Source organism: Corynebacterium tuberculostearicum (assembly GCF_013408445.1).
Taxonomy (GTDB): Bacteria; Actinomycetota; Actinomycetes; order Mycobacteriales; family Mycobacteriaceae; genus Corynebacterium; species Corynebacterium tuberculostearicum.
The window spans coordinates 631610-652901 of sequence record NZ_JACBZL010000001.1; the positions used below are offsets into that span (position 1 = coordinate 631610).

The following is a 21292-nucleotide window of genomic DNA, read 5'->3' on the forward strand; positions in this document are numbered from 1 at the left end:
TCAGCCACGCCGCCCCTTTTAGTCCCGGAACTCCGCTGCCACCTGAGCAACTGCTTTGCGCAGGTCAGCGACGTCAGGACCTTGCTCCAGCACTGCTCGAGACACATTGGCGAATCCCAGCGATGGACGAGCAGAAACAATGCCGTGCACCTGCTCTGGGCCTGCGCCCTGAGCGCCAACACCGGGCAGAAGAACCGGGCCATTGAGCGCATCGAGGCGCGGCGGGTTGTCCAACGTCGCGCCGACGACTACGCCGACATCGCCAGGCTTGTTAGCCTTCTGCGCCTCGACATTGAACGCGGCGCATTCATCGACGACGCCCTGAGCGATAGTGCTCTCCTCGCCCACCGGGACCGATTGGATGGCACGCGCCTCCGGGTTGGAGGTAGCCGCCAGGACGAATACACCGCGGCCGGTTTCTTCGGCCTTGGTGAATACCGGCCCGAGTGCACCGACACCTAGATAGGGCGACACGGTCACAGAGTCTGCGCGCAGCGGCGAGCTATCGCTAAGCCACGCATCTGCGTAGCCGGCCATGGTGGAGCCAATATCGCCGCGCTTGGCATCGGCAACAGTCAGGCACCCCGCTTCGCGCAGGGCAGCCAGAACGTCTTCGAGGACTGCAAAGCCCTGGGAGCCAAAGCGCTCAAAGAAAGCAACCTGTGGCTTTACCAAGGCGGCGGTATCGCTAAAGGCTTCAACGCAGCGCAGGCTAAAGGTCCGCAGACCGTCAGCGGTAGGCTCCAGCCCCCACTTGTCCAAGAGATATGGGTGAGGGTCGATGCCGACGCACAGGCGTCCCCGCTCCTGACCGGCCTCTTCTAGCCGCTCGCCAAATCCTTTAGTTCTGTGGGCCATGCTCAAGCTCCTGGAGTGCGCGTACCTGGAGGTTGCCAATGCGCATCGCTTCGATGCCCTGGACAGCCGCGGTTACACCCTGCACGGTGGTCACCAGCGGGATTTCCATGTGCACGGCGGCGGCACGGATATCGTAGCCGTCGTGGCGGGCACCGGCGGAGCCGGCCGGGGTATTGAGAATCCAGTCGATCTCGCCGTTGAAAATCTTATCCACGATGGACTCTTCGCCTTCCTTGGCCTCAGAGACCTTGGCGGCAACCTCGCACTCGATACCGTTGCGGCGCAGCATCTGGGCAGTGCCGGCGGTAGCGACGATGTTGTAGCCCATGTTGGCCAGGCGCTGAATCGGGAAGATCAAGGTGCGCTTGTCGCGGTTGGCAACGGAAACGAAGACGGTGCCCTCCGTGGGCGGCACGGCAAAGGCCGCGATTTCGCCCTTGGCATAGGCCGCGCCAAAGTTGGTAGCCAAGCCCATGACCTCACCGGTGGACTTCATCTCTGGCGAGAGCAGCGTGTCGAGCAGGCTGCCATCGGGGCGGCGGAAGCGGTTGAATGGCAAGACTGCTTCCTTGACGGCAATCGGGTGCTCCAGCGGCAAAGAACCACCATCATATTCGGAAGGAATCATGCCTTCGGCGCGCAGATCCGCGATGCTCGAGCCCATCATGACGCGAGAGGCTGCCTTAGCCAGTGGTACGCCGGTGGCCTTGGAGACGAACGGGACGGTACGGGAAGCACGTGGGTTGGCCTCAATGACGTAGAGGATGTCATCCTTCAAGGCGAACTGGACATTCATCAGGCCCTTGACGCCAATGCCCTCGGCGAGCAAGCGGGTGGACCTGCGGACCTTTTCAATGTCTTCTGGTCCAAGGGTCATCGGTGGCAGCGCACAGGAGGAGTCGCCGGAGTGAATGCCAGCCTCCTCGATATGCTCCATGACGCCGCCCAAGTAGACCTCGTTGCCGTCGCACAGGGCATCAACGTCAATCTCGATGGCGGAGTCCAGGAAGCGGTCTACCAGAACCGGGTGGTCCGGAGACAGCTCGGTGGCACGCTCGATATAGTCTTCCAGCGCCTTTTCGTCGTAGACGATTTCCATGCCGCGGCCGCCCAGCACGTAGGACGGACGAACCAGTACTGGGTAGCCGATGGAGGAAGCAACCTCGCGGGCCTCTGCGAAAGAGGTGGCGGTGCCGTATTCCGGTGCTGCCAGTTCCGCCCCGTCAAGGACCTTGCCGAATTCGCCGCGGTCCTCGGCGGAGTCGATTGCTGCAGGGCTGGTGCCCACAACCGGAACGCCTGCCTCTTCCAGGCGGGCAGCGAGGCCCAGCGGAGTCTGGCCACCCAGCTGGACAATCACGCCAGCAACGTCACCGGAAGCGGCCTCCGCGTGGTAGACCTCCATGACGTCCTCAAAGGTCAGTGGTTCGAAGTAGAGGCGGTCTGCGGTGTCATAGTCGGTGGAGACGGTCTCCGGGTTGCAGTTGACCATGACGGTCTCATAGCCCTGCTCCGAAAGCTCGAGGGCCGCGTGAACGCAGGAGTAGTCAAACTCGATGCCTTGACCGATGCGATTAGGGCCAGAGCCCAAAATGATGACCTTGCCCTTAGAGCCTTCCGGTGCCGGGCGAACCTCGGTCTCGGCATCCGGGTCGAGCTCATAGGAGCTGTAGTGGTACGGGGTCTGGGCCTCGAACTCGCCGGCACAGGTATCTACGGTCTTGTACACGGGGCGAATACCCATGCGCCAGCGCAGACTGCGTACGCCATCCTCGCCATTGAATTCGGGGCGAAGGGCGGCAATCTGGGCGTCGGAAAGCCCAAAGACCTTGGCCTCGCGCAGCAGCTCCTCGGTGAGCACTGGGGCGTCGATAAGCTCCTGGCGGAAGGCCACCAACGTGGCCAGCTCAGCGATGAACCAGGGGTCAACGCCGGAAGCTTCGTGGACCTCGTCGATAGAAGCGCCAAGGCGAAGGGCCAGCTCGATGTCGTACATGCGGCCCTCGGTCGGGCGCTCCAGATCCTTGAGCACGGCCTGCAGGTCAGTAGCACGCTCGCCCGCGAAGTACTCATCCGGCTTGGTCCAGAAGCCATTGGGCTTGTTTTCCAAAGAACGCATGACCTTGTTCAGGCCCGCGATGTAGTTACGGCCGATGCCCATGGCTTCGCCCACGGACTTCATGGTAGTGGTCAGGGTGTCATCGGCGCCCGGGAACTTCTCAAAGGCAAAGCGTGGGGCCTTGACAATGACGTAGTCCAGGGTCGGCTCGAAGGCTGCCTTGGTCTCGCCGGTGATGTCGTTTTGCACCTCGTCCAAGGTGTAGCCAATGGCGAGCTTGGCCGCCAGCTTAGCAATCGGGAAACCGGTGGCTTTGGATGCCAGCGCGGAGGAACGGGACACGCGCGGGTTCATCTCGATGACGATGATGCGGCCGTCTTCCGGGTTAACCGCGAACTGGATATTACAGCCGCCAGTATCGACGCCGACCTCGCGGATGATGGCAATACCCAAGTCACGCATCTTCTGGAACTCACGGTCAGTAAGCGTCAGCGCCGGGGCGACGGTGACGGAATCGCCGGTGTGCACGCCCAGGGCATCGACGTTTTCGATGGAGGCGACAACCACGACGTTGTCATCGCCATCGCGCATGAGCTCGAGCTCGTATTCCTTCCAGCCCAGGATGGATTCCTCAATGAGCACGTTGGCCTCAGGGGATGCAGCCAAGCCGCCGCCGGCGATGCGGTCCAGGTCCTCATTATTGAAGGCCAGACCGGAGCCCAAACCACCCATGGTGAAGGAAGGACGGACAACGACGGGCAGGCCGAGCTTGTCGACGGTCTCGTGGACCTCATCCATGTTGTGGCACACAGCGGAGCGGGCGGACTCGCCGCCGATGGAGGCGACGATGTCCTTGAACTTCTGGCGGTCCTCGCCGCGCTCGATGGCGTCAATATCGGCGCCGATGAGCTCGATGCCGTACTTGTCCAGAATTCCTTGGCGGTCAAGCTGAACTGCAGCGTTCAGCGCGGTCTGGCCGCCCAGGGTAGCCAGCACGGCGTCGATGGGGTGTGCCTCTTCGCGCTCCTTGACCAGAATCTTTTCGATGTATTCCGGCTCAATGGGCTCCACGTAGGTGTGGTCCGCAAACTCAGGGTCGGTCATGATGGTGGCCGGGTTGGAGTTGACCAGCGTTACGCGCAGGCCCTCCTCCTTGAGAACGCGGCAGGCCTGGGTACCGGAGTAGTCGAACTCGCAAGCCTGGCCGATGACGATCGGGCCGGAGCCGATGACCAGGACGTGGTTGATGTCGTTGCGCTTTGGCATAGTTATTCTTCCTTTTCCTGGTTGTCTACTTATTTGGGGTGTGGTTAGCCATCAGTTCTTCAAACTGATCAAAAAGCGGGTTGGCATCGTGCGGGCCCGCCGCGGATTCTGGGTGGTACTGCACGGAGTAGGCCATGCCGTTGCGCAATGCCACGCCCTCTACAGTGTCGTCATTCAGGCAGATGTGAGTGACCTGCGCTGGGCCGAAGTCGGTGGCGAACTCGGCGTCGTCGCTGTTGAGGTCATAGCCTTCCGGCGCCTTCAGCGCGAAACCGTGGTTCTGGGAGGTGATGTCGATCTTGCCGGTCACGTTATTGCGCACCGGCACGTTGATGCCACGGTGGCCGAACTTCATCTTGTAGGTGTCCAGGCCCAGCGCGCGGCCCAGGAGCTGGTTGCCAAAGCAAATGCCGAAGAACGGAATCTTGGCTTCGAGCACCTGCTTGATGATGCCCACCATTTCATCGGCGGTAGCCGGGTCGCCCGGGCCGTTGGAGACGAAGACGCCATCCGGGTTATAAGACTTCACCTTGTCAAAGGAGGTATTCGCGGGCACGACGACGGTTTCGATGCCGCGCTGAGAAAAGTGGCGCGGGGTTGCGGTCTTCACACCCATATCGAAGGCAACGACGGTGTACTTCTTCTCCCCTACGGCCTCAACCGTGTAGGGCTCGTCAGTAGATACCTCCGCGGCGAGGTCGGCGCCTTCCATGGAGTCCTGGGACTTAACTTCCTTGAGCAACTCCTCTACCGGGCGCTGTGCAGCTTCGCCGGAGAACAGGCCGGCGGCAATGGAGCCGTAGTTGCGCAGGTGGCGTACCAAGGTGCGGGTATCGATGCCGCGGATGCCGATGACACCCTGCTTTTCCATCTCCTCGCTCAGGCTGCGCTCCGCGCGCCAGTTGGATACGCGCTGCGCGAGGTCGCGGATGACGAGGCCCGCAACCCAGATGTGGTTGCCGTGGGACTCATTGTCCTCGTCGTTCCAACCGGTATTGCCAATGTGCGGCGCTGCGGAAACCACAATCTGGCGGTGGTAAGACGGGTCCGTCATGGTCTCCTGGTAGCCGGTCATCGCCGTGGTGAATACGGCCTCGCCCAAGGTGGTGCCGGTGGCGCCAAAGCCATAACCGCGGAAGGTGCGCCCGTCCGCGAGAACGAGGATTGCTGGGGTTCTATCAGTCACGTCGTGGCCTTTCTCTGCCATATAGGTGGTCTCAGTGTGCAAGGTTAGTCTTCTTCGGAGGCTGCCAAGTCAAAAGTGACGGCACCTCGCAAAATGGTGTGGGTAACGCGGGCGCCAAATTCTTCGCCAGCGTAAGGGTTGTTTTCGGACTTGGAGGCCAGCTTCGAGGAATCAGAAACCCAGTGGTGGTCCGGGTCCACAATGGTCAAGTTGGCTGGCTCGCCCTCTGCGATGGGGCGGCCATGGCCCGGCAGGCGGGTGATTTCCGCGGGGCGCTCGGACATGACGCGGGCAACAAAGCGCCAATCGGCCAGGCCGGTTTCGACGAAGATCTTGGCGATGACGGCCAGGGAAGATTCCAGTCCCAACATGCCAGGGCGGGCATTTTCAAACTCCACGCACTTGTCTTCGGAGCCGTGCGGGGCGTGGTCGGTGGCAACACAGTCGATGGTGCCGTTAAGCAGTGCCTCGCGCAGGGCCTCGGTATCGCGCTGTTCGCGCAGCGGCGGGTTGACGCGGAAGAGGCCATCGTAGGTGCGCAGCTTGTCATCGGTCATCAATAGGTGGTGCGGGGTTACCTCGGCGGTGAGCGGAATATCCTGCTCCTTTGCCCACTTCAGTAGCTCCACGGTGCCCTGCGTCGAGGCATGGCAGATGTGCACGCGGTTGCCGTAGTCGCGCGCCAATAGGGCGTCGCGAGCCACGATGGATTCCTCCGCCACGCGCGGCCACCCGCGCAGGCCGAGCTTGGCCGCGGTCTCGCCTTCATGGGCGGAAGCACCGCCGGTCATGCGGTCATCCTCGGCGTGCTGCGCCAGCAGCACGTCCATGCCCTTGGCGTATTCCAGAGCTCGACGCATTAGCTGCGGATCTTGGACGCACTTGCCGTCATCGGAGAACATGCGGACCTTGGCGTCCGAGCGGGCCATCATGCCGAACTCAGTGAGGGTCTTGCCTTCCAGGCCCTTGGTAATGGAGCCCACCGGGTGGACGTCGCACAGCGCCAGTGCTTGGGACTTGGCCCATACGGACTCAGCGATGATCGGCTGGTCGGTCACCGGGTTGGTATTAGCCATGGTGAACACGGCGGTGAAACCGCCCTTGGCGGCAGCCTTGGAGCCGGTCTCGATGGTCTCGGTATCCTCGCGGCCGGGCTCGCGCAGGTGGACGTGCATATCCACCAGGCCCGGCAAGAGCACATTGCCCTGGCCGTCGATAACCTGTGCATCCTCGGCTTCTGCCGTGTTGCCGATGGCAGCGATGATGCCGTCCTTGACCACGACATCGGTGGGCTCGCCTTCGCCGTACAGGCGCACATTCTTAATCACAAGTGGGGATTCCGCCGGCGCGGAAAGGCGACCGGTTTCCGGGTAAGTAGTCATTGTCTCTCCCTAAAGTTGAGTGTGGGTCGCGGTTTTAAATGCCGGCGTTTTCGCCATTGGTCAGCAGGGTAAACAGCACCGCCATGCGGGCGTGTACACCGTTGTGCACCTGCTGGAGGACCGCAGTTTTGTCCAAATCTGCGACGCCGTAGTTAATCTCCATGCCACGCAGCATTGGGCCTGGGTGCATGACGATGGCGTCCTTGTGCATGGCCGCCGCGCGATCCTTGGACAGGCCAAAGAGGTTGGCGTATTCGCGGTGGGAGGGGAAGAAGCCGCCGTTCATGCGCTCTTGCTGTACGCGCAGCATCATGACGACGTCGGCGTCTGCGATTTCCGCATCAAAGTCATAGGACACGCGCACCGGCCAGTTCTCAACCCCAAAGGGCATGAGGGTGGCTGGGCCTACGAGGGTTACCTCAGCACCAAGAGTGGTAAGCAGATCTACGTTGGAGCGCACGACGCGCGAGTGCAAGCAATCGCCCACAATCTTTACCTTCAGGCCGGCAAAGCCTTCGTCGCTGTGCAGTCCCAGACGCTGGCGCATCGTGACGGCGTCGAGAAGCGCCTGCGTTGGGTGCTGGTGCGCGCCGTCGCCCGCGTTGATCACCGAAGGTCCCTTGCCGTTAGGCGCAACCCACTGAGCCAGCTGCTGGGGCGCACCAGAGGAAGGGTGGCGCATGATGATCGCATCGGCGCCGATGGCGGCCAAGGTCAGGCCCGTATCCTTCAGGGACTCGCCCTTCTTTACCGAGGAGGTGGAGGCGGACAGGTTAATAACGTCCGCGGACATCCACTTGCCGGCCGTTTCAAAGGAAGAGCGGGTGCGGGTGGAGTTTTCATAAAAGAGGGTATAGATGGTCCGGCCCCGCAGGGTCGGCAGCTTCTTTACCTCGCGGCCTTCGAGGGCCTCGCGGAAGCGATCCGCTTCATCCATCAGACCGATAATTTCGCTTCGGTCCAGCTCTGCCATATCGATGAGGTGCTTCATGGTTATGCCTCCCCCGTTTCGGAGCCACCTGCATTGGTTGAAGCGGCGGCTCGGGTCAATACGACCGCATCCCGGCCGTCAATCTCGCTGTTGTATACGGTGACATCTTCTTCTCGCGCGGTGGGCAGATTCTTTCCCACATAATCGGCGCGGATAGGAACCTCGCGGTGGCCGCGATCTACGAGGACGGCCAGCTGAATAATGTCCGGACGGCCCACGTCACTCAACGCGTCCAAGGCGGCGCGGATAGTGCGGCCGGAATACAGCACATCGTCGACCAAAATAACGGTGGCGTTATCGATGCCACCGGTGGGGATGGTCGTGGGTTGTAGCGCGCGATGCGGCTTACCAAGCAGGTCATCGCGATAGAGGGTGATATCGAGGGAGCCCCACGGGACTGCGACCCCGGAAAATTCTTCAATCTTGTGCGCTAGGCGCTGTGCAAGTGGCACGCCACCAGAGGGAATGCCAAGCAGAATGACCCGCGGTGCGTCCGCGGAATCGAGCGCCGTTTTTTCAATGATCTGGTGCGCGATGCGTGCAACGGTACGCGAAACATCATCGGAGCTTAAAAGCTCTAGCTTGTTCGCGGTAGCGTCAGTTCCACTCATCGTGACCTCCTTCCCCGCCTCACGGTGCGGTCTTTAAAGGATGCCGGTTGATGGTCTCAAAAATGTCTATGCTCTTAGACACAAAATACTCTAGCACCTTCCCCACCATTTGGGTGAGGGCGAAAAGAAGGAGGCACTTCACACAGTGAGTTTTTCCGCCGAACACATAGTCCCCGCCCCGCGCGAGCAGGTCTGGCAATGGCATACCCGCCAAGGCGCTTTAACCCGCCTGAACGCCCCCTATGCCTTCATGAAACCCATCCAGCAAGCGGAGAACCTCGGCGATGGCACCTCCATCCTGGGCCTTCCGGGCGGCCTGCGCTGGACCGCTCAGCATAAACTTTCCCAGTACCGCAAGGGCTATGAGTTCACCGATGTGTGCGTAAACTCCCCCATTCGCAAATTTGCCAAATGGCAACACCATCACACCTTTGCGGATCACCCGGACGGCACACTCATTCGCGATGAAGTTACTACCCGCATCCCTTCGGCGGCGCTGGAATCGGTCTTTGCTTATCGGCAGCACCAGCTCATTGAGGATTTTTCCTTTCTCCAGCGGCTTGCCGACGCCTCCTTGAACACCCAACCACTAACCATCGCCATGACCGGCTCCCGCGGCAGCGTGGGTACAGCGCTTACCGCACAACTGCGCACCGCCGGACACACGGTGATCCAGCTCGTGCGCGGCACGGCTTCCAAGGGCCAGCGCACCTGGCGCCCGGAGCACCCCGATCCCGACCTCCTGCGCGGCGTCGACGTCCTCGTCCACCTGGCAGGCGAGCCCATCTTCGGCCGCTTTAATGACGAGCACAAGGCCGCCATCCGCGACTCCCGCGTTGGCCCCACCGAGCGCCTAGCCCGTCTTGCGGGCACCACGGATTCCGTCCACACCATGGTTTGCGCCTCTGCCGTGGGCTACTACGGATCCGACCGCGGCGATGAGGTCCTCACCGAGGACTCCGCACCTGGCGAGGGCTTCTTGGCAGACGTGGTAGTCGACTGGGAGCGCGCCTGCGAGCCCGCCCGCGCCGCGGGCACCCGCGTGGTCAATATCCGTACCGGCATCGCCATGTCAGGCGGTTCCGGCCTCCTGCCACTGCTGCGCGCCCTCTTCTCCACCGGCCTAGGCGGCCCCTTCGGCGACGGTGAGTTCTGGTTCAGCTGGGTTGCCCTCGATGACCTGACAGATGCCTATTTCCGCGCCATCGTGGACGATTCGCTGGAACGCCCGGTCAATGCGGCCTCGCCTAACCCGGTGCTCAACAAGGACTTCGTCAAAGCCCTTGGCTCTGAGCTACACCGTCCGGCATTGCTTCCCGTTCCACCCTTCGGTCCCGCAATCTTGCTGGGCAAGGAAGGCGCCCAAGAGTTGGCCTTGGCGCAACAACGCGTAAGCCCTACGGTTCTACACAACATCGGGCATACTTTCCGCTACCCCACGATCGATACTGCTCTCGCGCACGAACTTGGCGGCGAGCGTCTATGGCAGTCCCACTAACTGGATGGGAACTTAGGTAAACTGGCAAAGGTTGACCTTTATCCCCGATTAGTACATGGATTGAGACTACTTAAGTGTCTGAAGAACCAACCCTGTATCCCGATACGCCGGTAGAGCCCGTAACTCTCGAGCGCATCGGCGAGATCTTTGCATCTGAGAACCTGGAATACCGCCTCGAAGAGCAGCCAGTGAGCGAGGAAGAAACCGTGCAGATCCTGCGCACGGGTTTCTCCAACGTCGCCATCGCCATGCAGGTGCGAGATGATGTGCTCGTGGCGGATTCCGTCTGGCGCGGCAACGTGCCTTCTTCTGAGGGCCCAACCCTGTTGACGGTGCTCAACCAGTGGAACCAGCAGCACTTCGCGCCGACCCTGCGTTTCTTTGAGTCTGCCGAGAATAACCTCGCCGTCTCCGGCGTGCGCGAGATCAACATTGCCCACGGTTTGTCCCGCAATCAGATCGGCGCCTTCGTGATGTCCACGCTGGATTCTATGCTGCAGTCCTTCGCCTTCGTGGAAGAACACTACCCACAGCTCGTGACTTGGGAGGAGCACAACCATGACTAATGCCTCTACCGAAAACAATCTGCCGGAGATCACCCTAGACCGCGTTGTCGAGGCCATGCGTACCTTCGACATCGAATTGACCAAGATGGACAGCGATATTGAGGCAGCTACCGCCAACCTCAACGGCCTGCCCACCATGTTCGCGGTTCTCGATTCCGTGGTTATTGTCCGCTGCGATGTGCCTACCGACGCCGCCTACTCCAAGGCCGATGCCGGCCTCTTCCTCGCGGCTAACCAGATCAACTCCGTAGCCTTCGGCGCCCGCGCAGTTATCTCGGAGCACGATGACATGCTCGTGGTGCGCACCGAGCGCGATATCCCTGCCGCCGCCGGCATGACCGATGAGCAGCTGCAGGCTGCCCTGAAGTCCGCCGTGGATGGCGTCATCCGCGGCCAGGATGCCATGGTTTCTGCCGCCGAAGAGATGGCCAAGCTGGGTTCCGAGACCGCAGCCAACGCCGGCTCTGACGACGCCGCCGCAAGCGACGCCCCGCAGAGCTAAGCCGCCCTAGAATTCACTGCTCTCCCCTTCTCCTTCCGCCTTAACAACGGCGCAAGGGTGACGGGGAGAGTTCTTTTGCCCTTGGCCATACTGGGCACATGGAGACACGAGGATGGGCGTCGTTAGGCACTGTCTTGGGCATGAAAATACCGCCCGCCACAGCTCTTCACCATCGAGCTGGGCGGGCGGTTTAAATATGCGGGCCGGTATAAACCTGACTATTCCGCAGTGGGGTCCTGCTGCGCAGAACCGTCTGCTACAGCCGAGCCGTCGGCCGCGGCAGCGGAGTCCGACGCGGTGGATGCGGAGGTATCCTCGGCCGCATCATCCGCGTTCTCGGAGTCTAGCGGCTCCTCGTCGGTCGAATCTTCGCCGTCCGTATCCGCATCGCTACCCTGGTGTTCTGCGGACATCGGGTTTTCCGCAGAACGGGATTGCGCCACGTCATCCAACACAGCGTGAATGTATGGCGCCGCTTGATCGTTGGAATACTGGGAGGCAATCTCCACGCCTTCCACGACCGCAGTAGCGGTGGGGATATCCGGGTTGAACAGCAGCTCCCATACCGACAGGCGCAGGATCGCACGGTCAACGGCCGGAATGCGGTGCAGTTCCCAGTCCTCGGCAAGGAAGCGAGAAATGGTGTCATCGATGGCATCCAGCTCTTCAGCGACGCCCTTGACAATCACCTGCGTGTATTCGGCCACAGGCGCTACCGCATTGCGGTCCTCACGTGCCAAGGCGATGCGATCCTCCACGATGGCAACGGGGTCAACGTCCCTGTTTTCTGCTTCGTAAAGGATATCGGCGGCACGACGACGTGCGCGGTACCGCGCGGTGTGCCGCTTGTAGTTGATATCGCGCTTAGGGGTGTTATCAGACACAGTCAGATGCCCTAGTTGTTAACGCGGGAGAGGTACTCGCCGGTACGGGTATCAATCTTGAGTACGTTGCCGATCTCGATGAACAGCGGAACCTGGATCTCAGCGCCGGTTTCCAGGGTGGCAGGCTTGGTGCCGCCGGAAGAACGGTCACCCTGCAGGCCAGGCTCGGTGTGCTCCACCTTAAGGTCTACGGAGATAGGCAGTTCTGCAAAGAGTGCCTCATCCTCGTAGAAGGAAACCTGAACGCGCATGTTCTCCAGCAGGAAGCGAGCGGCATCGCCGAACTTCTCCGGCGGGAGCTCGTACTGCTCAAAGGTCTTTTCATCCATAACAACGTAGCTGGTGCCATCGTTGTACAGGTAGGTCATATCGCGGCGGTCCACGGTAGCGGTCTCTACCTTTACGCCAGCGTTCCAGGTCTTGTCCACGGTCTTACCGGAGACAACATCCTTGAGCTTGGTACGCACGAAGGCTGGGCCCTTGCCCGGCTTCACGTGCTGGAACTCAACGATCTGCATCAGTTTGTTGTCGATCTTCAGAACGAGGCCGTTCTTGAAATCAGTAGTATCAGCCATTGCGGTTTAACTCCCGAAAATTGTGGACTTAAGGTTGAAAACAATGTTTAAGCCTACCGGACAACTGCCCCTTGGGGTATTACCGGTCCCCCATTTCTTCCCCACAGTTGACAGCGGAGTGACTTTCGGGGCCTGTCGCCTGCCCTAAGCGGTCAGACACGCGAGCAATCAAAGGTTTTTATCCAGCAATAACTCGCTGTACGATAAGGCTTTGCTTAATTGATTTTTCACATACCTACCAAGGATTTTTGCGATGCCTCTCAAGAAGCTCTACGCCGCGGCTACCGCTACTGGCGCAGCCGTAGCAGCACTGTCCGCTCCGCAGGCCATGGCAGCAGACGCCCAGACCGTGATGTTCGGCGATTCTGTTTTTGCCAACCCAACCTATGGCCAAATTGGCACGACCTCGAGCCTGTCCCCTTCGGCGGGCACTACGCTCTCGTCTGCTACCCACGGCATCGAAGACGCCCCGGGCGCGCCGTCCCCACAGGGCTGCCCGCAGGGTCAGAGTAATGTTGGCCGCGAATTGGGGCGCGTTTCTGGTCAGCACGTAGCCAACTACGCATGCTCTGCGGCAAAGGCCGCCGGCCACTCGCACCGCAAGGACTTCAATGAGCAAATCAACGGAGCCATTGCTAATAATGATCTCAATGGCGAAACAAAGAACGTTTTGATTCAGTTTGGCGCCAATGATCTCCAGGAAATCCTGCGCCCATCTCTTTCTTCTTCCAACCCCTACTACGACGGCATGAAGCATTCGATCCAGCGGGTCCGCCACGCCGCCCCGAATGCCCACATCACCGTTGTAGGCTATCCCGCCATCTCCGCCCGCAATGGCGCAGTATGCCCGCTGCGCACCTCCGCACCGGGCTCCTCTGAAGCCGGATTCAACATGGACTATGCGGGCCTGGTTCGCACCGGCGAGGACCAGGTCAATAGCGCCATGTACAAGGCAGCCCGCGCAAACGGCGTACAGTATTACGACCTACGCGCCGACTCCATTGATCACGGCATGTGCGCGCCGGACAGCACCCGCTGGATTTCCGGCAAGTGGGAGTACTCCGTACCGCACAACCTCTTCAATCACCTCACGCACCTGGGCAACCGTAATGTCGCCCAGCTGCTCAACTCCAAGGTTCTAGCCCACTAGGCGGGCAGTTCAGTAAACTCCTTCGTCGCGGCGGTAATGATCTTCGGTGCGCCATCGGTGATGATAAGGGTATCTTCGATGCGCACGCCGCCCTTGCCGGGCACATAGATGCCCGGCTCGATGGTCAGGGTCATGCCGGCGGCGAGTTTGCCCTTACCGGTTTGTGCCGCGAACGGAGCTTCGTGGACGTCTAGGCCCACGCCGTGGCCCGTCGAGTGTACAAAGTAGTCGCCATAGCCGGCGGCGGAGATGACATCGCGGCAGGCGGCGTCGACGTCGGCAAGCTTAGCGCCCGGCACCGACGCTGCCACGCCTGCCTTTTGGGCGCGGAGCACCACATCATAGATTTCCTTGGCAAAGTCATTCGCCGTGCCCACAACGTAGGTGCGGGTGCAATCGGAGTTGAACCCGCGTAGGTGCGCACCGAAATCGATGGTTACGAGGTCGCCATCCTCGATTACCCGGTCATCAGCACCATGGTGCGGCATCGCCGAGTTCGGACCAGAAGCCACGATGGTATCGAAGCTCACTCGCTCCGAGCCGAGCATGCGCATCCGGTATTCCAAATCGGCAGCCACCTGGCGCTCGGTGCGGCCGGCGCGCAACTCACCAGCGGCGAGCAGATCCTCCAGCGCCTGATTAGCCAGCGCGGCAATCTCTTCCAGCTTCTCTAGCTCGAGCGAATCCTTGACCAAGCGAATTTTTTCAATGACCCCGGCGATGGGAACCAAGGTAACCGACTCCGGGGCGAACTCTTCCAGGTCCTTCAGCTCAGAGACCGAAAGGTAGTCGGCTTCAAAACCGACTCGAACCGGCCCCTCGACATCGGCAAATTGCTGCAGGAGCACCTTTCCTACCGCGCGGCCTTGGATAGCCTCCAGATCGGGAACCTCGCGGGCGATCTGCGTGGTGTACCGGCCGTCGGTAGCAACCTGCGCGGTAAGGTCCTTTCGCAGCAATAGCCCGCCATTCGAGCCGGAGAACCCCGAAAGGTAACGCACGTGCGTGAGGTGGGTGACCAGAACGGCATCGATGCGCTGGCCGGCTAGTTCCGCGGCAAGCTTGCGGCGCCGGTCACTAAAACGGGTATCTGCCAAAGCCATGATTTCATCCTTCTGGGTCGACTGCGGTGTAGAAAGTATCCACCCAGTATATCGACCCTGCCCCCGCAGTTGGGCGGATTTCTTTCTAGCCGGCTGCCGCCCAGCCCGTTCGTGAGGGCTTATTGGCAGAGGTAGTCCACTGCCGCCACGTAGCCGAAGACCCCCAACCCGGCGATGACGCCGCGGGCGATAGGGCTGAGATAGGAGTGATGGCGGAAGGGCTCGCGCGCATGCACATTAGAAATATGCACCTCTACGAATCCGGCGCCATCGGCTACCTCTGCCAGGGCATCCCGCAAGGCCACTGAGGTATGGGTAAAACCGCCGGGGTTGATAATCACTGGGTGGCCCGCATCCGCGGCGGCATGCACCTTCTCAATGAGCTCGCCCTCATGGTTGGACTGGAAGCACTCTACTTCTGCACCGTGCACGGCAGCGCGCGAGGAGATCATCTCTTCTACATCTGCCAAGGTGGTCGAGCCGTAGACATCCGGCTGGCGTTTTCCCAAGCGGTTCAAGTTCGGGCCGTTGAGGACAATAATCTTCATTTCTACTCCGAAATCGCGGCGTAGGCCGCCTCTAGCTCTTCCGTGCTGGGGCCTTCGAGGCGGGCGGTCTCGCCCACCCCGGTCAAGGCGACAAACCGAATCTTTCCGTCGCGGTTCTTCTTATCGTGGGTCATCGCCTCATACAGGTCCGCGAACTGGCCCGGCCTATACGTGGTTGGCAGCCCAATGCTGTCAAGGATTCGGCGGTGCTTTTCCACCAGTTCTGCGTCAATGAGGCCGCGCGCATGCGCCAGGTGGGCGATGAACATCATGCCCACGGCCACCGCGTTGCCATGGCGCCACTGATACTGTTCATGGCGCTCCACCGCATGGCCAAAGGTATGGCCGTAATTGAGCGTTTCGCGCAGGCCCGATTCTTTAAGGTCCTCGCCCACCACCGCGGCTTTTACCGCGATGGAGCGCTCAATCAATTCTGGAAGATAGCCCTGGGGGTCCACGCATGCGGCGGGGTCGATCTCATAACGCTCAAGGATCACCGGATCATGGATGAAGCCGGTTTTGATGATTTCTGCCGAGCCAGCAATGATCTCCGCCGCGGGCAGGGTATCAAGGCGCTCGAGATCCACAAACACAGAGTCTGGCTCATGAAAAGCGCCAACGAGGTTCTTGCCGGCTGCGGTATTGATGCCGGTTTTGCCGCCGACGGCCGCGTCAACCATGGCCAATAGCGTGGTGGGCACCTGAATGACCTTGATGCCGCGCATCCACCCGGCCGCAGCGAACCCCGCCAAATCGGTGGTGGCGCCACCGCCGAGGCCGATGATGGCGTCACGGCGGTTAAAGCCCTTCTCCCCCAGCTGATCCCATACGCTACCGATGACGCTGAGCTGCTTGGCGGCCTCGGCATCGGGGACGTCGATAAGCGTAGGCTCCACCCCCTCAGCGGCGACGAGTTCCGCTAAGCGCTCGGCCGCGGCACGCAGCGGCGGCTGGCAGATAATGCCCGCCTGGCCTGCACCAATCTGCGCACAGCGCTGCGCGATGTCCCGGTTGAGATCGGTGCCAATGCGAACTTCATAGGGCTGTGGTCCATTAACGGCAATGCTGGGCATGATGGTCCTTTCCGTTCGCCGCCAAGCCAGCATGGCGAGGAACTAGTGGTAGCGCTGCGGAGAATCTACAGGGTATCGAGGAAGCCGAGAATATCGCCTACTACCTGCTGTGGGGTCCGGGCATCGGTGCGTACCCGGTAATCGGCCACCTCTTGGTAATAGGGGCGCCGCGCCTCCACAAGGTTGCGGTAGTGCTCAAGGGGATCTGCGGCTGCGAGAACCGGCCGATTGCTATCCCCGGACGTCCGCCGTGCACCTTCTTCAGGGGAAATATCCAAAAAGATGACGGTATGGCGCTCCAGCAGCTCACGGGTGGCGTCCGTCAGCACTGCCCCGCCGCCGAGGCTGACTACTCCACCAGTGCGCAGTGCCGCAGCAACGTGCTCGGCTTCGAGCGCGCGAAAGTCTGGTTCACCAAGCTCGCTAAAGACTTCTCCGCACGGCTTATCCTTAGCCTGTTCGATAAGGTGGTCCGAATCCACCAGTTCGCAGCTCAAGGCGTGGGAAAGGCGGCGGCCAATGGTGGATTTACCCGCACCTGGCGGGCCAACCAAAACAACGCGTGGACGGGGCAGGCCCGTAACGGCGGTTGGGGTGGTCATAACTTACTCCTGGTCAAAAGCAAGGCGGTCCGAAACGTATTTATCATACGCGGCGATGGCCGCAGAGGTTTCTTCGAGGCTATCGCCGCCGAATTTTTCTAGCACGGCGCGCGCAAGAACGAGGGCAACCATTGCTTCTGCAACGACGCCCGCCGCCGGAACCGCGCACACATCTGAGCGCTGGTGGATGGCAGTAGCTGCAGCGCCAGACTCCATATCAATGGTGCGCAAGGCACGCGGCACGGTAGAAATCGGCTTCATTGCCGCCCGCACGCGCAACTGCTGCCCATTCGTCATGCCGCCTTCGAGTCCGCCAGCACGGTTGCTAAGGCGGGATACCCCGTCTTCGGTTCGCACCATCTCATCGTGGGCAACAGAACCGCGACGACGGGCCTCGGCAAAGCCATCGCCAATTTCCACGCCCTTGATAGCCTGAATACCCATCAAGGCGCTGGCCAATTGGGCGTCCAAGCGGTCATCGCCGGAAATATGCGAGCCCAGCCCGATAGGCAGGCCATCGACCACAACTTCAACGATGCCGCCCAAGGTATCGCCCTGCTTTTTTGCGGCCTCAATTTCCGCAATCATGGAGGCTTCAGCCGCCTTATCGCAGGCGCGGACCGGCGAGGCATCGATAGCCTCGATGTCCGCGAACGCTGGCGCAGGCCCCTCATAAGGCTCGGAAGCGCCAATGGAAATCACGTGGGAGAGAACCTCGACGCCGAGGGTCTCGCGCAGGAAATTGCGCGCAACGGTAGCTGCGGCCACTCGCGCCGCCGTCTCACGCGCAGAGGATCGCTCGAGGATGGGGCGTGCTTCCCTGTGGCGGTACTTCACCATTCCGGCAAAGTCCGCGTGCCCTGGGCGCGGCCTCGTCAAGGCGGCACCGCGGCCGGAGTTCATCGCCTTGATGGTTTCTTCATCGTCCATATCCAGCGGATCGGCCGACATGATGGTGGTCCACTTGGGCCACTCCGTATTGCCAATCATGATGGCGATGGGACTACCCAAGGTAAGCCCGTGGCGGACTCCACCCAGCACGGTGACCTCATCAGCCTCAAACTTCATACGGGCACCGCGGCCATAGCCTAGGCGGCGCCGGGAAAGCTGATGGGAAATATCGGCGCGGGTAATAGGAACCCCAGCGGGCATATGCTCCAGCATCGAAATAAGAGCTTGGCCGTGGGATTCACCTGCAGTAGTCCAACGAAGCATGCGGGTATTATCGCACGGCCTGGCCAATCCAGTACCAACTTGGCCCCCGCAATATATTCTTCCACCCCCTCAAAGAGGGTGCGCACATGCGATAACGACCGCTGCCGCTAGCAACATTGCAGGACCATGCGGGCTCTCCTTCTGCCCACTGCACGCCGACCACATAAGCGTCAGGAGGGACGCGCAGCCGCTTGCCGCTACCACGCCCATAAACCCGGCCACATGCCCCACCAGCATTCCCAAGGGCCAAGCGAGTTTGATGTCGCCTCCACCGACTCCTGCACGAACTAGCCCTAGCACCAGGTACAGCCCCGGCCACCACAGCCCACTCCAATTGGCAACGGCGAGCGAGAGCACCGCAGATGGAAGGGTTAACCAGTCTGGCAATCGGCGCTGCCGAATATCCCACCAAGACAAGGTTGCTGCCCATAAACAATAAATAATTCCCCCGACTATTAGCACGGGGATCACTCTAAGGCACGCTGTGAGGAAGCGCTGGGCGTCAATGTCTACATGGCGAAGTCTGCAGTTCCTGCTACACGGGGATTCCAGCCCGCGCTTGCCGACGCCCCCTTTTTTACTTAGTCGTCTGCGACCGCTTCTGCAGCTCCTCGTGCAATGCCTTCAGCATGTCTTCCCGCGGGGCGGCCACCCCGGTAAATTGCTCGAACTGGCTAAATGCTTGGTGCGCGAGCATGACATGCCCGCCCACGGTCTTGTAGCCATTGGCCGCCGCGCACGAGGTCAGCGGTGTGGGCCAGGGATCATAGATGACGTCCAGCACCGGTGCGTGGGCGAGGTCAAAGACATAGTCTTCCACCGCCGCGGCTGGAACGGTGGACACAATGACATCGGCAGCGCGAGCCAGCGCGGATAAGTCCCCGTCGAAACTGACAAAGGAAAGTTCCAGCCCTAATTTCTGGGCGAGCGGCAAAAGTTCGGCGCTGCGGTCGGAACGGTTGAGGACCGTAACCTTTTTCACCCCGCGCTCGGACAGCGCCCACAACGCTGGACGGGCGGTGCCGCCAGCACCAATGAGCAGCGCATGGGCTGCTGGGCCATCCCCCAGAAGTTCGCCGAGCGCACCGCGTACGCCCTCGGTATCGGTATTGTCCGCATACCAACCATCAGCCCTGCGCACCAAGGTGTTTGCTGAGCCTATCAGTTGGGCCCGGTCGCTTACGGTATCCGCAAAGCGGAGGGCGGCAAACTTGCCGGGCATGGTCACGGAGAAACCAGCAAACTCTGAGTCGCTTGCCGCCACCAATTCCGGCAGCCCCTCCGCCGAGGTTTCACAGCGGGTGTAGTCCCAACCGGCCAGCCCGGCGGCCTCGTAGCCAGCATTGTGAAGCACCGGAGACAAGGAGTGCTTGATGGGGCTACCAAGGACCGCCGCACGTGGCATGGTGTTCTACCTCTTTGTGGTTGTCGCGACTCTACTCGGCGGGCTGCTCGGCAGCGGCGTCGCCGTTGCCGGAACCAGCGCCCTCGCCTTCGCGCTTGGAGTCAAGCACGCCGGAGCGGATGGCATCATCAACGCGGCCCAAGTGCTCATCGTAGGTGTCGGAGAAGACGGTAGTGCCCTCCTCGTCCACGGTGACGAAGAACTTCCAGTTGCCCTCAGCCGGTTCTTCCATGGCCTTGATTGCATCGTCCGAAGGAGAAGCAATCGGGGTATCTGGTAGGCCTTCCTTCGCGTAGGTATTCCATGGGGTCTTTTCGCCGCGGGCCTCGTCGGTGGTGGCCAGCTCAACGTCTTCCAAGCCGTAGTTCACGGTGGAGTCAAACTCCAGGCGCATTGGCTCGTCCAAGCGGTTGAGGATAACGCGGGCAACCTTATCGAACTCGCCCGCCGGCGCCTCGCGCTCCACCAAGGAAGCGGAGGTGAGCAACTCATAAGGGCTCAAGCCGATAGCCTGGGCGCGTTCCTCAATATTGGTCTCGTTGTAGCGCTTGGTGGAGCGGGTGATGAGATCCTTGAGGATATCCTTGGCCTCCATGTTGGGGTCTAAGACATACTGGCCTGGGGCAATAAGGCCCTCAATGCGCTTGGGATCATTGCCGCGCTTATTAATAGCGTCCAAGGCCCACTCCGGCGCGCCCAGCTCGGCTGGGTCGGTTTCCGCCGCGACCTTTTCAAGGTCCTCCTTCTTCAGGCAGTTGCCATCGTTGCAGCTGACCTCAGAAATCAGGGAGTAAATGCCGTAGCGGACGTCTCCGCCCACAACCTTGACGTCCTCCAAGGTGGCGCCACCTTGGACCTCGAGCATGTCCACGCGGTTATTCTCATCCAGCAATGCCTCGACTGCCGCGTCCGCGCTCATTTCTTCCTGTAGGCGGTAAAAGCCCGGCTGGATTTGGCTCGCGCCGTGGTTCATCGACGCAGCAGAATCGAAAGCGTCTTGCGTCTTCACCACATTCTTTTCTACCAATGCAGGTCCGAGCTCGGACATGGACGAGCCTTCCGGCACCTCCACCAGCTGGGTGGTACCGTTGCCGGTTCCTTCATAATCGGCGGAGGTATTGCCGAGGCGGAATCCGATGTAGATAAGGGCGCCAAGGATGACGATGATGGACGCAATGACAACGGCAATGCCGCGCTGGCGGCGCTTGACGTATTTCGGCTCCATCGATCGGCCGAGGCGTTCTTGGTTACGGCTCACGTGTTTTAGTCTCCTGAGTCTGAAGGCTGGTCTATTGCATCATGGGATCGTAGCGCGCTCGCGCGCCCATCCAACCAAGTCTGCAATATCTCCACCGCTGCTGCTTGGTCGATGACTTTACGGCCCTTCTTCTCGGACACGCCGGACGCGCGCAGCGCGGTGGTTGCTGCCACGGTGGTCAGACGCTCATCAGCCAAACGTACTGGTGGTGGAACTTTATCTATATTTGCATCTCGATTCAACCGACGGCGGATCCGAAACGCAATTTCTTTAGCGTGTTTTACGCTTTTGGAGCCATTTCCCTGCAAGTCCCGTGGCAGGCCAACGACAACTTCAACTGCATCATAGGAATCTATGAGCTCCAGGATGCGGTCAATATCGCCCTTATCGCGGTCCTTGAACCCGGTTTCCCGGTGCACGGTCTCCACTGGGGTGGCAAGCGTGGCTTCCCTATTGGACACTGCCACACCAATGCGCACCGTGCCGACATCGAGCGCGAGCCGGCGGCCCTGCCCCGGGTCATCAACTCCGGGGCTATCTGGTTCCACTTTTGCCACGGT

At 60.9% G+C, this 21292-nt stretch carries 21 protein-coding genes; 4 read left to right on the forward strand and 17 right to left on the reverse strand.

Annotated elements, in window-relative coordinates:
• Positions 1–18 precede the first annotated feature (18 nt).
• From pyrF to pyrR, 6 genes are read right to left on the reverse strand one after another with little or no spacing between them, the layout of a single operon-like run.
• Positions 19–858, reverse strand: a complete 840-nt coding sequence (pyrF, locus tag BJ985_RS02985; RefSeq protein ID WP_179386549.1) for an orotidine-5'-phosphate decarboxylase — start codon at positions 856–858, stop codon at positions 19–21.
• Positions 842–4183, reverse strand: a complete 3342-nt coding sequence (carB, locus tag BJ985_RS02990; RefSeq protein ID WP_179386550.1) for a carbamoyl-phosphate synthase large subunit — start codon at positions 4181–4183, stop codon at positions 842–844. The genes pyrF and carB overlap by 17 nt, the downstream gene beginning before the upstream one ends.
• A gap of 25 nt (positions 4184–4208) precedes the next feature.
• A complete protein-coding gene (gene carA / locus BJ985_RS02995; RefSeq protein ID WP_179387569.1) occupies positions 4209–5390 on the reverse strand; it encodes a glutamine-hydrolyzing carbamoyl-phosphate synthase small subunit in 1182 nt (393 codons plus the stop codon).
• A gap of 23 nt (positions 5391–5413) precedes the next feature.
• Positions 5414–6751 (reverse strand): dihydroorotase, encoded by a 1338-nt coding sequence (locus BJ985_RS03000; RefSeq protein ID WP_179386551.1) that lies wholly within the window; start codon positions 6749–6751, stop codon positions 5414–5416.
• A 34-nt stretch (positions 6752–6785) separates the two neighbouring features.
• Positions 6786–7742 carry an aspartate carbamoyltransferase catalytic subunit gene (locus BJ985_RS03005; protein WP_179386552.1) on the reverse strand — a complete coding sequence of 319 codons (957 nt, stop codon included), beginning with the start codon at positions 7740–7742 and terminating at the stop codon, positions 6786–6788.
• Between the two features lie 2 nt (positions 7743–7744).
• Positions 7745–8353, reverse strand: coding sequence for a bifunctional pyr operon transcriptional regulator/uracil phosphoribosyltransferase PyrR (pyrR, locus tag BJ985_RS03010; protein WP_179386553.1), 609 nt, complete (start codon positions 8351–8353; stop codon positions 7745–7747).
• Positions 8354–8498: 145 nt separating this feature from the next.
• On the opposite strand from pyrR, the gene BJ985_RS03015 reads away from it, so the two are divergent.
• The 3 genes from BJ985_RS03015 to BJ985_RS03025 all read left to right on the forward strand — a co-directional run bounded on the left by BJ985_RS03015 (position 8499) and on the right by BJ985_RS03025 (position 10919).
• A complete protein-coding gene (locus BJ985_RS03015) occupies positions 8499–9851 on the forward strand; it encodes a TIGR01777 family oxidoreductase (RefSeq protein WP_179386554.1) in 1353 nt (450 codons plus the stop codon).
• Positions 9852–9925: 74 nt separating this feature from the next.
• A complete protein-coding gene (locus tag BJ985_RS03020; RefSeq protein ID WP_179386555.1) occupies positions 9926–10417 on the forward strand; it encodes a YbjN domain-containing protein in 492 nt (163 codons plus the stop codon).
• Entirely contained in the window at positions 10410–10919 is a 510-nt protein-coding gene (locus BJ985_RS03025) for a YbjN domain-containing protein (protein ID WP_179386556.1), read from the forward strand. The genes BJ985_RS03020 and BJ985_RS03025 overlap by 8 nt, the downstream gene beginning before the upstream one ends.
• Before the next feature lie 218 nt (positions 10920–11137).
• Here the strand turns inward: BJ985_RS03025 and nusB are convergent, their stop codons facing one another.
• The gene (gene nusB, locus BJ985_RS03030; RefSeq protein WP_373366782.1) at positions 11138–11776 is read right to left on the reverse strand and encodes a transcription antitermination factor NusB; all 639 of its coding nucleotides are present in this window, start codon (positions 11774–11776) and stop codon (positions 11138–11140) included.
• Between the two features lie 38 nt (positions 11777–11814).
• Positions 11815–12378, reverse strand: coding sequence for an elongation factor P (efp, locus tag BJ985_RS03035; RefSeq protein WP_005324919.1), 564 nt, complete (start codon positions 12376–12378; stop codon positions 11815–11817).
• Between the two features lie 253 nt (positions 12379–12631).
• Between efp and BJ985_RS03040 the strand changes: the two genes are divergently transcribed.
• Complete coding sequence (locus BJ985_RS03040) at positions 12632–13528, forward strand: GDSL-type esterase/lipase family protein (protein ID WP_179386558.1); 897 nt, start codon at positions 12632–12634, stop codon at positions 13526–13528.
• Here BJ985_RS03040 and BJ985_RS03045 read toward each other — a convergent pair.
• The 9 genes from BJ985_RS03045 to ruvX form a co-directional block, all read right to left on the reverse strand.
• Complete coding sequence (locus tag BJ985_RS03045) at positions 13525–14631, reverse strand: aminopeptidase P family protein (protein WP_179386559.1); 1107 nt, start codon at positions 14629–14631, stop codon at positions 13525–13527. The two genes, BJ985_RS03040 and BJ985_RS03045, sit on opposite strands and share 4 nt — an antisense overlap.
• A 119-nt stretch (positions 14632–14750) precedes the next feature.
• Positions 14751–15179 (reverse strand): type II 3-dehydroquinate dehydratase, encoded by a 429-nt coding sequence (aroQ, locus tag BJ985_RS03050; protein ID WP_179386560.1) that lies wholly within the window; start codon positions 15177–15179, stop codon positions 14751–14753.
• A 2-nt stretch (positions 15180–15181) separates the two neighbouring features.
• Positions 15182–16252 (reverse strand): 3-dehydroquinate synthase, encoded by a 1071-nt coding sequence (gene aroB / locus BJ985_RS03055; protein ID WP_179386561.1) that lies wholly within the window; start codon positions 16250–16252, stop codon positions 15182–15184.
• A gap of 65 nt (positions 16253–16317) precedes the next feature.
• Positions 16318–16854, reverse strand: a complete 537-nt coding sequence (locus tag BJ985_RS03060; RefSeq protein ID WP_005328489.1) for a shikimate kinase — start codon at positions 16852–16854, stop codon at positions 16318–16320.
• Positions 16855–16857: 3 nt separating this feature from the next.
• Positions 16858–18069 carry a chorismate synthase gene (aroC, locus tag BJ985_RS03065; protein WP_179386562.1) on the reverse strand — a complete coding sequence of 404 codons (1212 nt, stop codon included), beginning with the start codon at positions 18067–18069 and terminating at the stop codon, positions 16858–16860.
• Between the two features lie 69 nt (positions 18070–18138).
• Complete coding sequence (locus BJ985_RS03070; protein WP_308936795.1) at positions 18139–18540, reverse strand: prepilin peptidase; 402 nt, start codon at positions 18538–18540, stop codon at positions 18139–18141.
• A gap of 106 nt (positions 18541–18646) precedes the next feature.
• Positions 18647–19474 carry a shikimate dehydrogenase gene (locus tag BJ985_RS03075; protein WP_179386564.1) on the reverse strand — a complete coding sequence of 276 codons (828 nt, stop codon included), beginning with the start codon at positions 19472–19474 and terminating at the stop codon, positions 18647–18649.
• Positions 19475–19505: 31 nt separating this feature from the next.
• Positions 19506–20699 (reverse strand): endolytic transglycosylase MltG, encoded by a 1194-nt coding sequence (mltG, locus tag BJ985_RS03080; RefSeq protein ID WP_179387570.1) that lies wholly within the window; start codon positions 20697–20699, stop codon positions 19506–19508.
• 38 nt (positions 20700–20737) lie between these two features.
• On the reverse strand, positions 20738–21289 hold the full coding sequence (gene ruvX, locus BJ985_RS03085) for a Holliday junction resolvase RuvX (RefSeq protein ID WP_005324945.1): 552 nt from the start codon (positions 21287–21289) through the stop codon (positions 20738–20740).
• Between the last annotated feature and the right edge of the window lie 3 nt (positions 21290–21292).

What these genes read in the sequence shown, in the direction of transcription:
- pyrF (WP_179386549.1), bottom strand. Translation starts at nt 858, where the DNA reads ATGGCCCACAGAACTAAAGGATTTGGCGAGCGGCTAGAAGAGGCCGGT.
- carB (WP_179386550.1), bottom strand. Translation starts at nt 4,183, where the DNA reads ATGCCAAAGCGCAACGACATCAACCACGTCCTGGTCATCGGCTCCGGC.
- carA (WP_179387569.1), bottom strand. Translation starts at nt 5,390, where the DNA reads ATGGCAGAGAAAGGCCACGACGTGACTGATAGAACCCCAGCAATCCTC.
- BJ985_RS03000 (WP_179386551.1), bottom strand. Translation starts at nt 6,751, where the DNA reads ATGACTACTTACCCGGAAACCGGTCGCCTTTCCGCGCCGGCGGAATCC.
- BJ985_RS03005 (WP_179386552.1), bottom strand. Translation starts at nt 7,742, where the DNA reads ATGAAGCACCTCATCGATATGGCAGAGCTGGACCGAAGCGAAATTATC.
- pyrR (WP_179386553.1), bottom strand. Translation starts at nt 8,353, where the DNA reads ATGAGTGGAACTGACGCTACCGCGAACAAGCTAGAGCTTTTAAGCTCC.
- BJ985_RS03025 (WP_179386556.1), top strand. Translation starts at nt 10,410, where the DNA reads ATGACTAATGCCTCTACCGAAAACAATCTGCCGGAGATCACCCTAGAC.
- efp (WP_005324919.1), bottom strand. Translation starts at nt 12,378, where the DNA reads ATGGCTGATACTACTGATTTCAAGAACGGCCTCGTTCTGAAGATCGAC.
- BJ985_RS03040 (WP_179386558.1), top strand. Translation starts at nt 12,632, where the DNA reads ATGCCTCTCAAGAAGCTCTACGCCGCGGCTACCGCTACTGGCGCAGCC.
- BJ985_RS03045 (WP_179386559.1), bottom strand. Translation starts at nt 14,631, where the DNA reads ATGGCTTTGGCAGATACCCGTTTTAGTGACCGGCGCCGCAAGCTTGCC.
- aroQ (WP_179386560.1), bottom strand. Translation starts at nt 15,179, where the DNA reads ATGAAGATTATTGTCCTCAACGGCCCGAACTTGAACCGCTTGGGAAAA.
- aroB (WP_179386561.1), bottom strand. Translation starts at nt 16,252, where the DNA reads ATGCCCAGCATTGCCGTTAATGGACCACAGCCCTATGAAGTTCGCATT.
- BJ985_RS03060 (WP_005328489.1), bottom strand. Translation starts at nt 16,854, where the DNA reads ATGACCACCCCAACCGCCGTTACGGGCCTGCCCCGTCCACGCGTTGTT.
- aroC (WP_179386562.1), bottom strand. Translation starts at nt 18,069, where the DNA reads ATGCTTCGTTGGACTACTGCAGGTGAATCCCACGGCCAAGCTCTTATT.
- BJ985_RS03075 (WP_179386564.1), bottom strand. Translation starts at nt 19,474, where the DNA reads ATGCCACGTGCGGCGGTCCTTGGTAGCCCCATCAAGCACTCCTTGTCT.
- mltG (WP_179387570.1), bottom strand. Translation starts at nt 20,699, where the DNA reads ATGGAGCCGAAATACGTCAAGCGCCGCCAGCGCGGCATTGCCGTTGTC.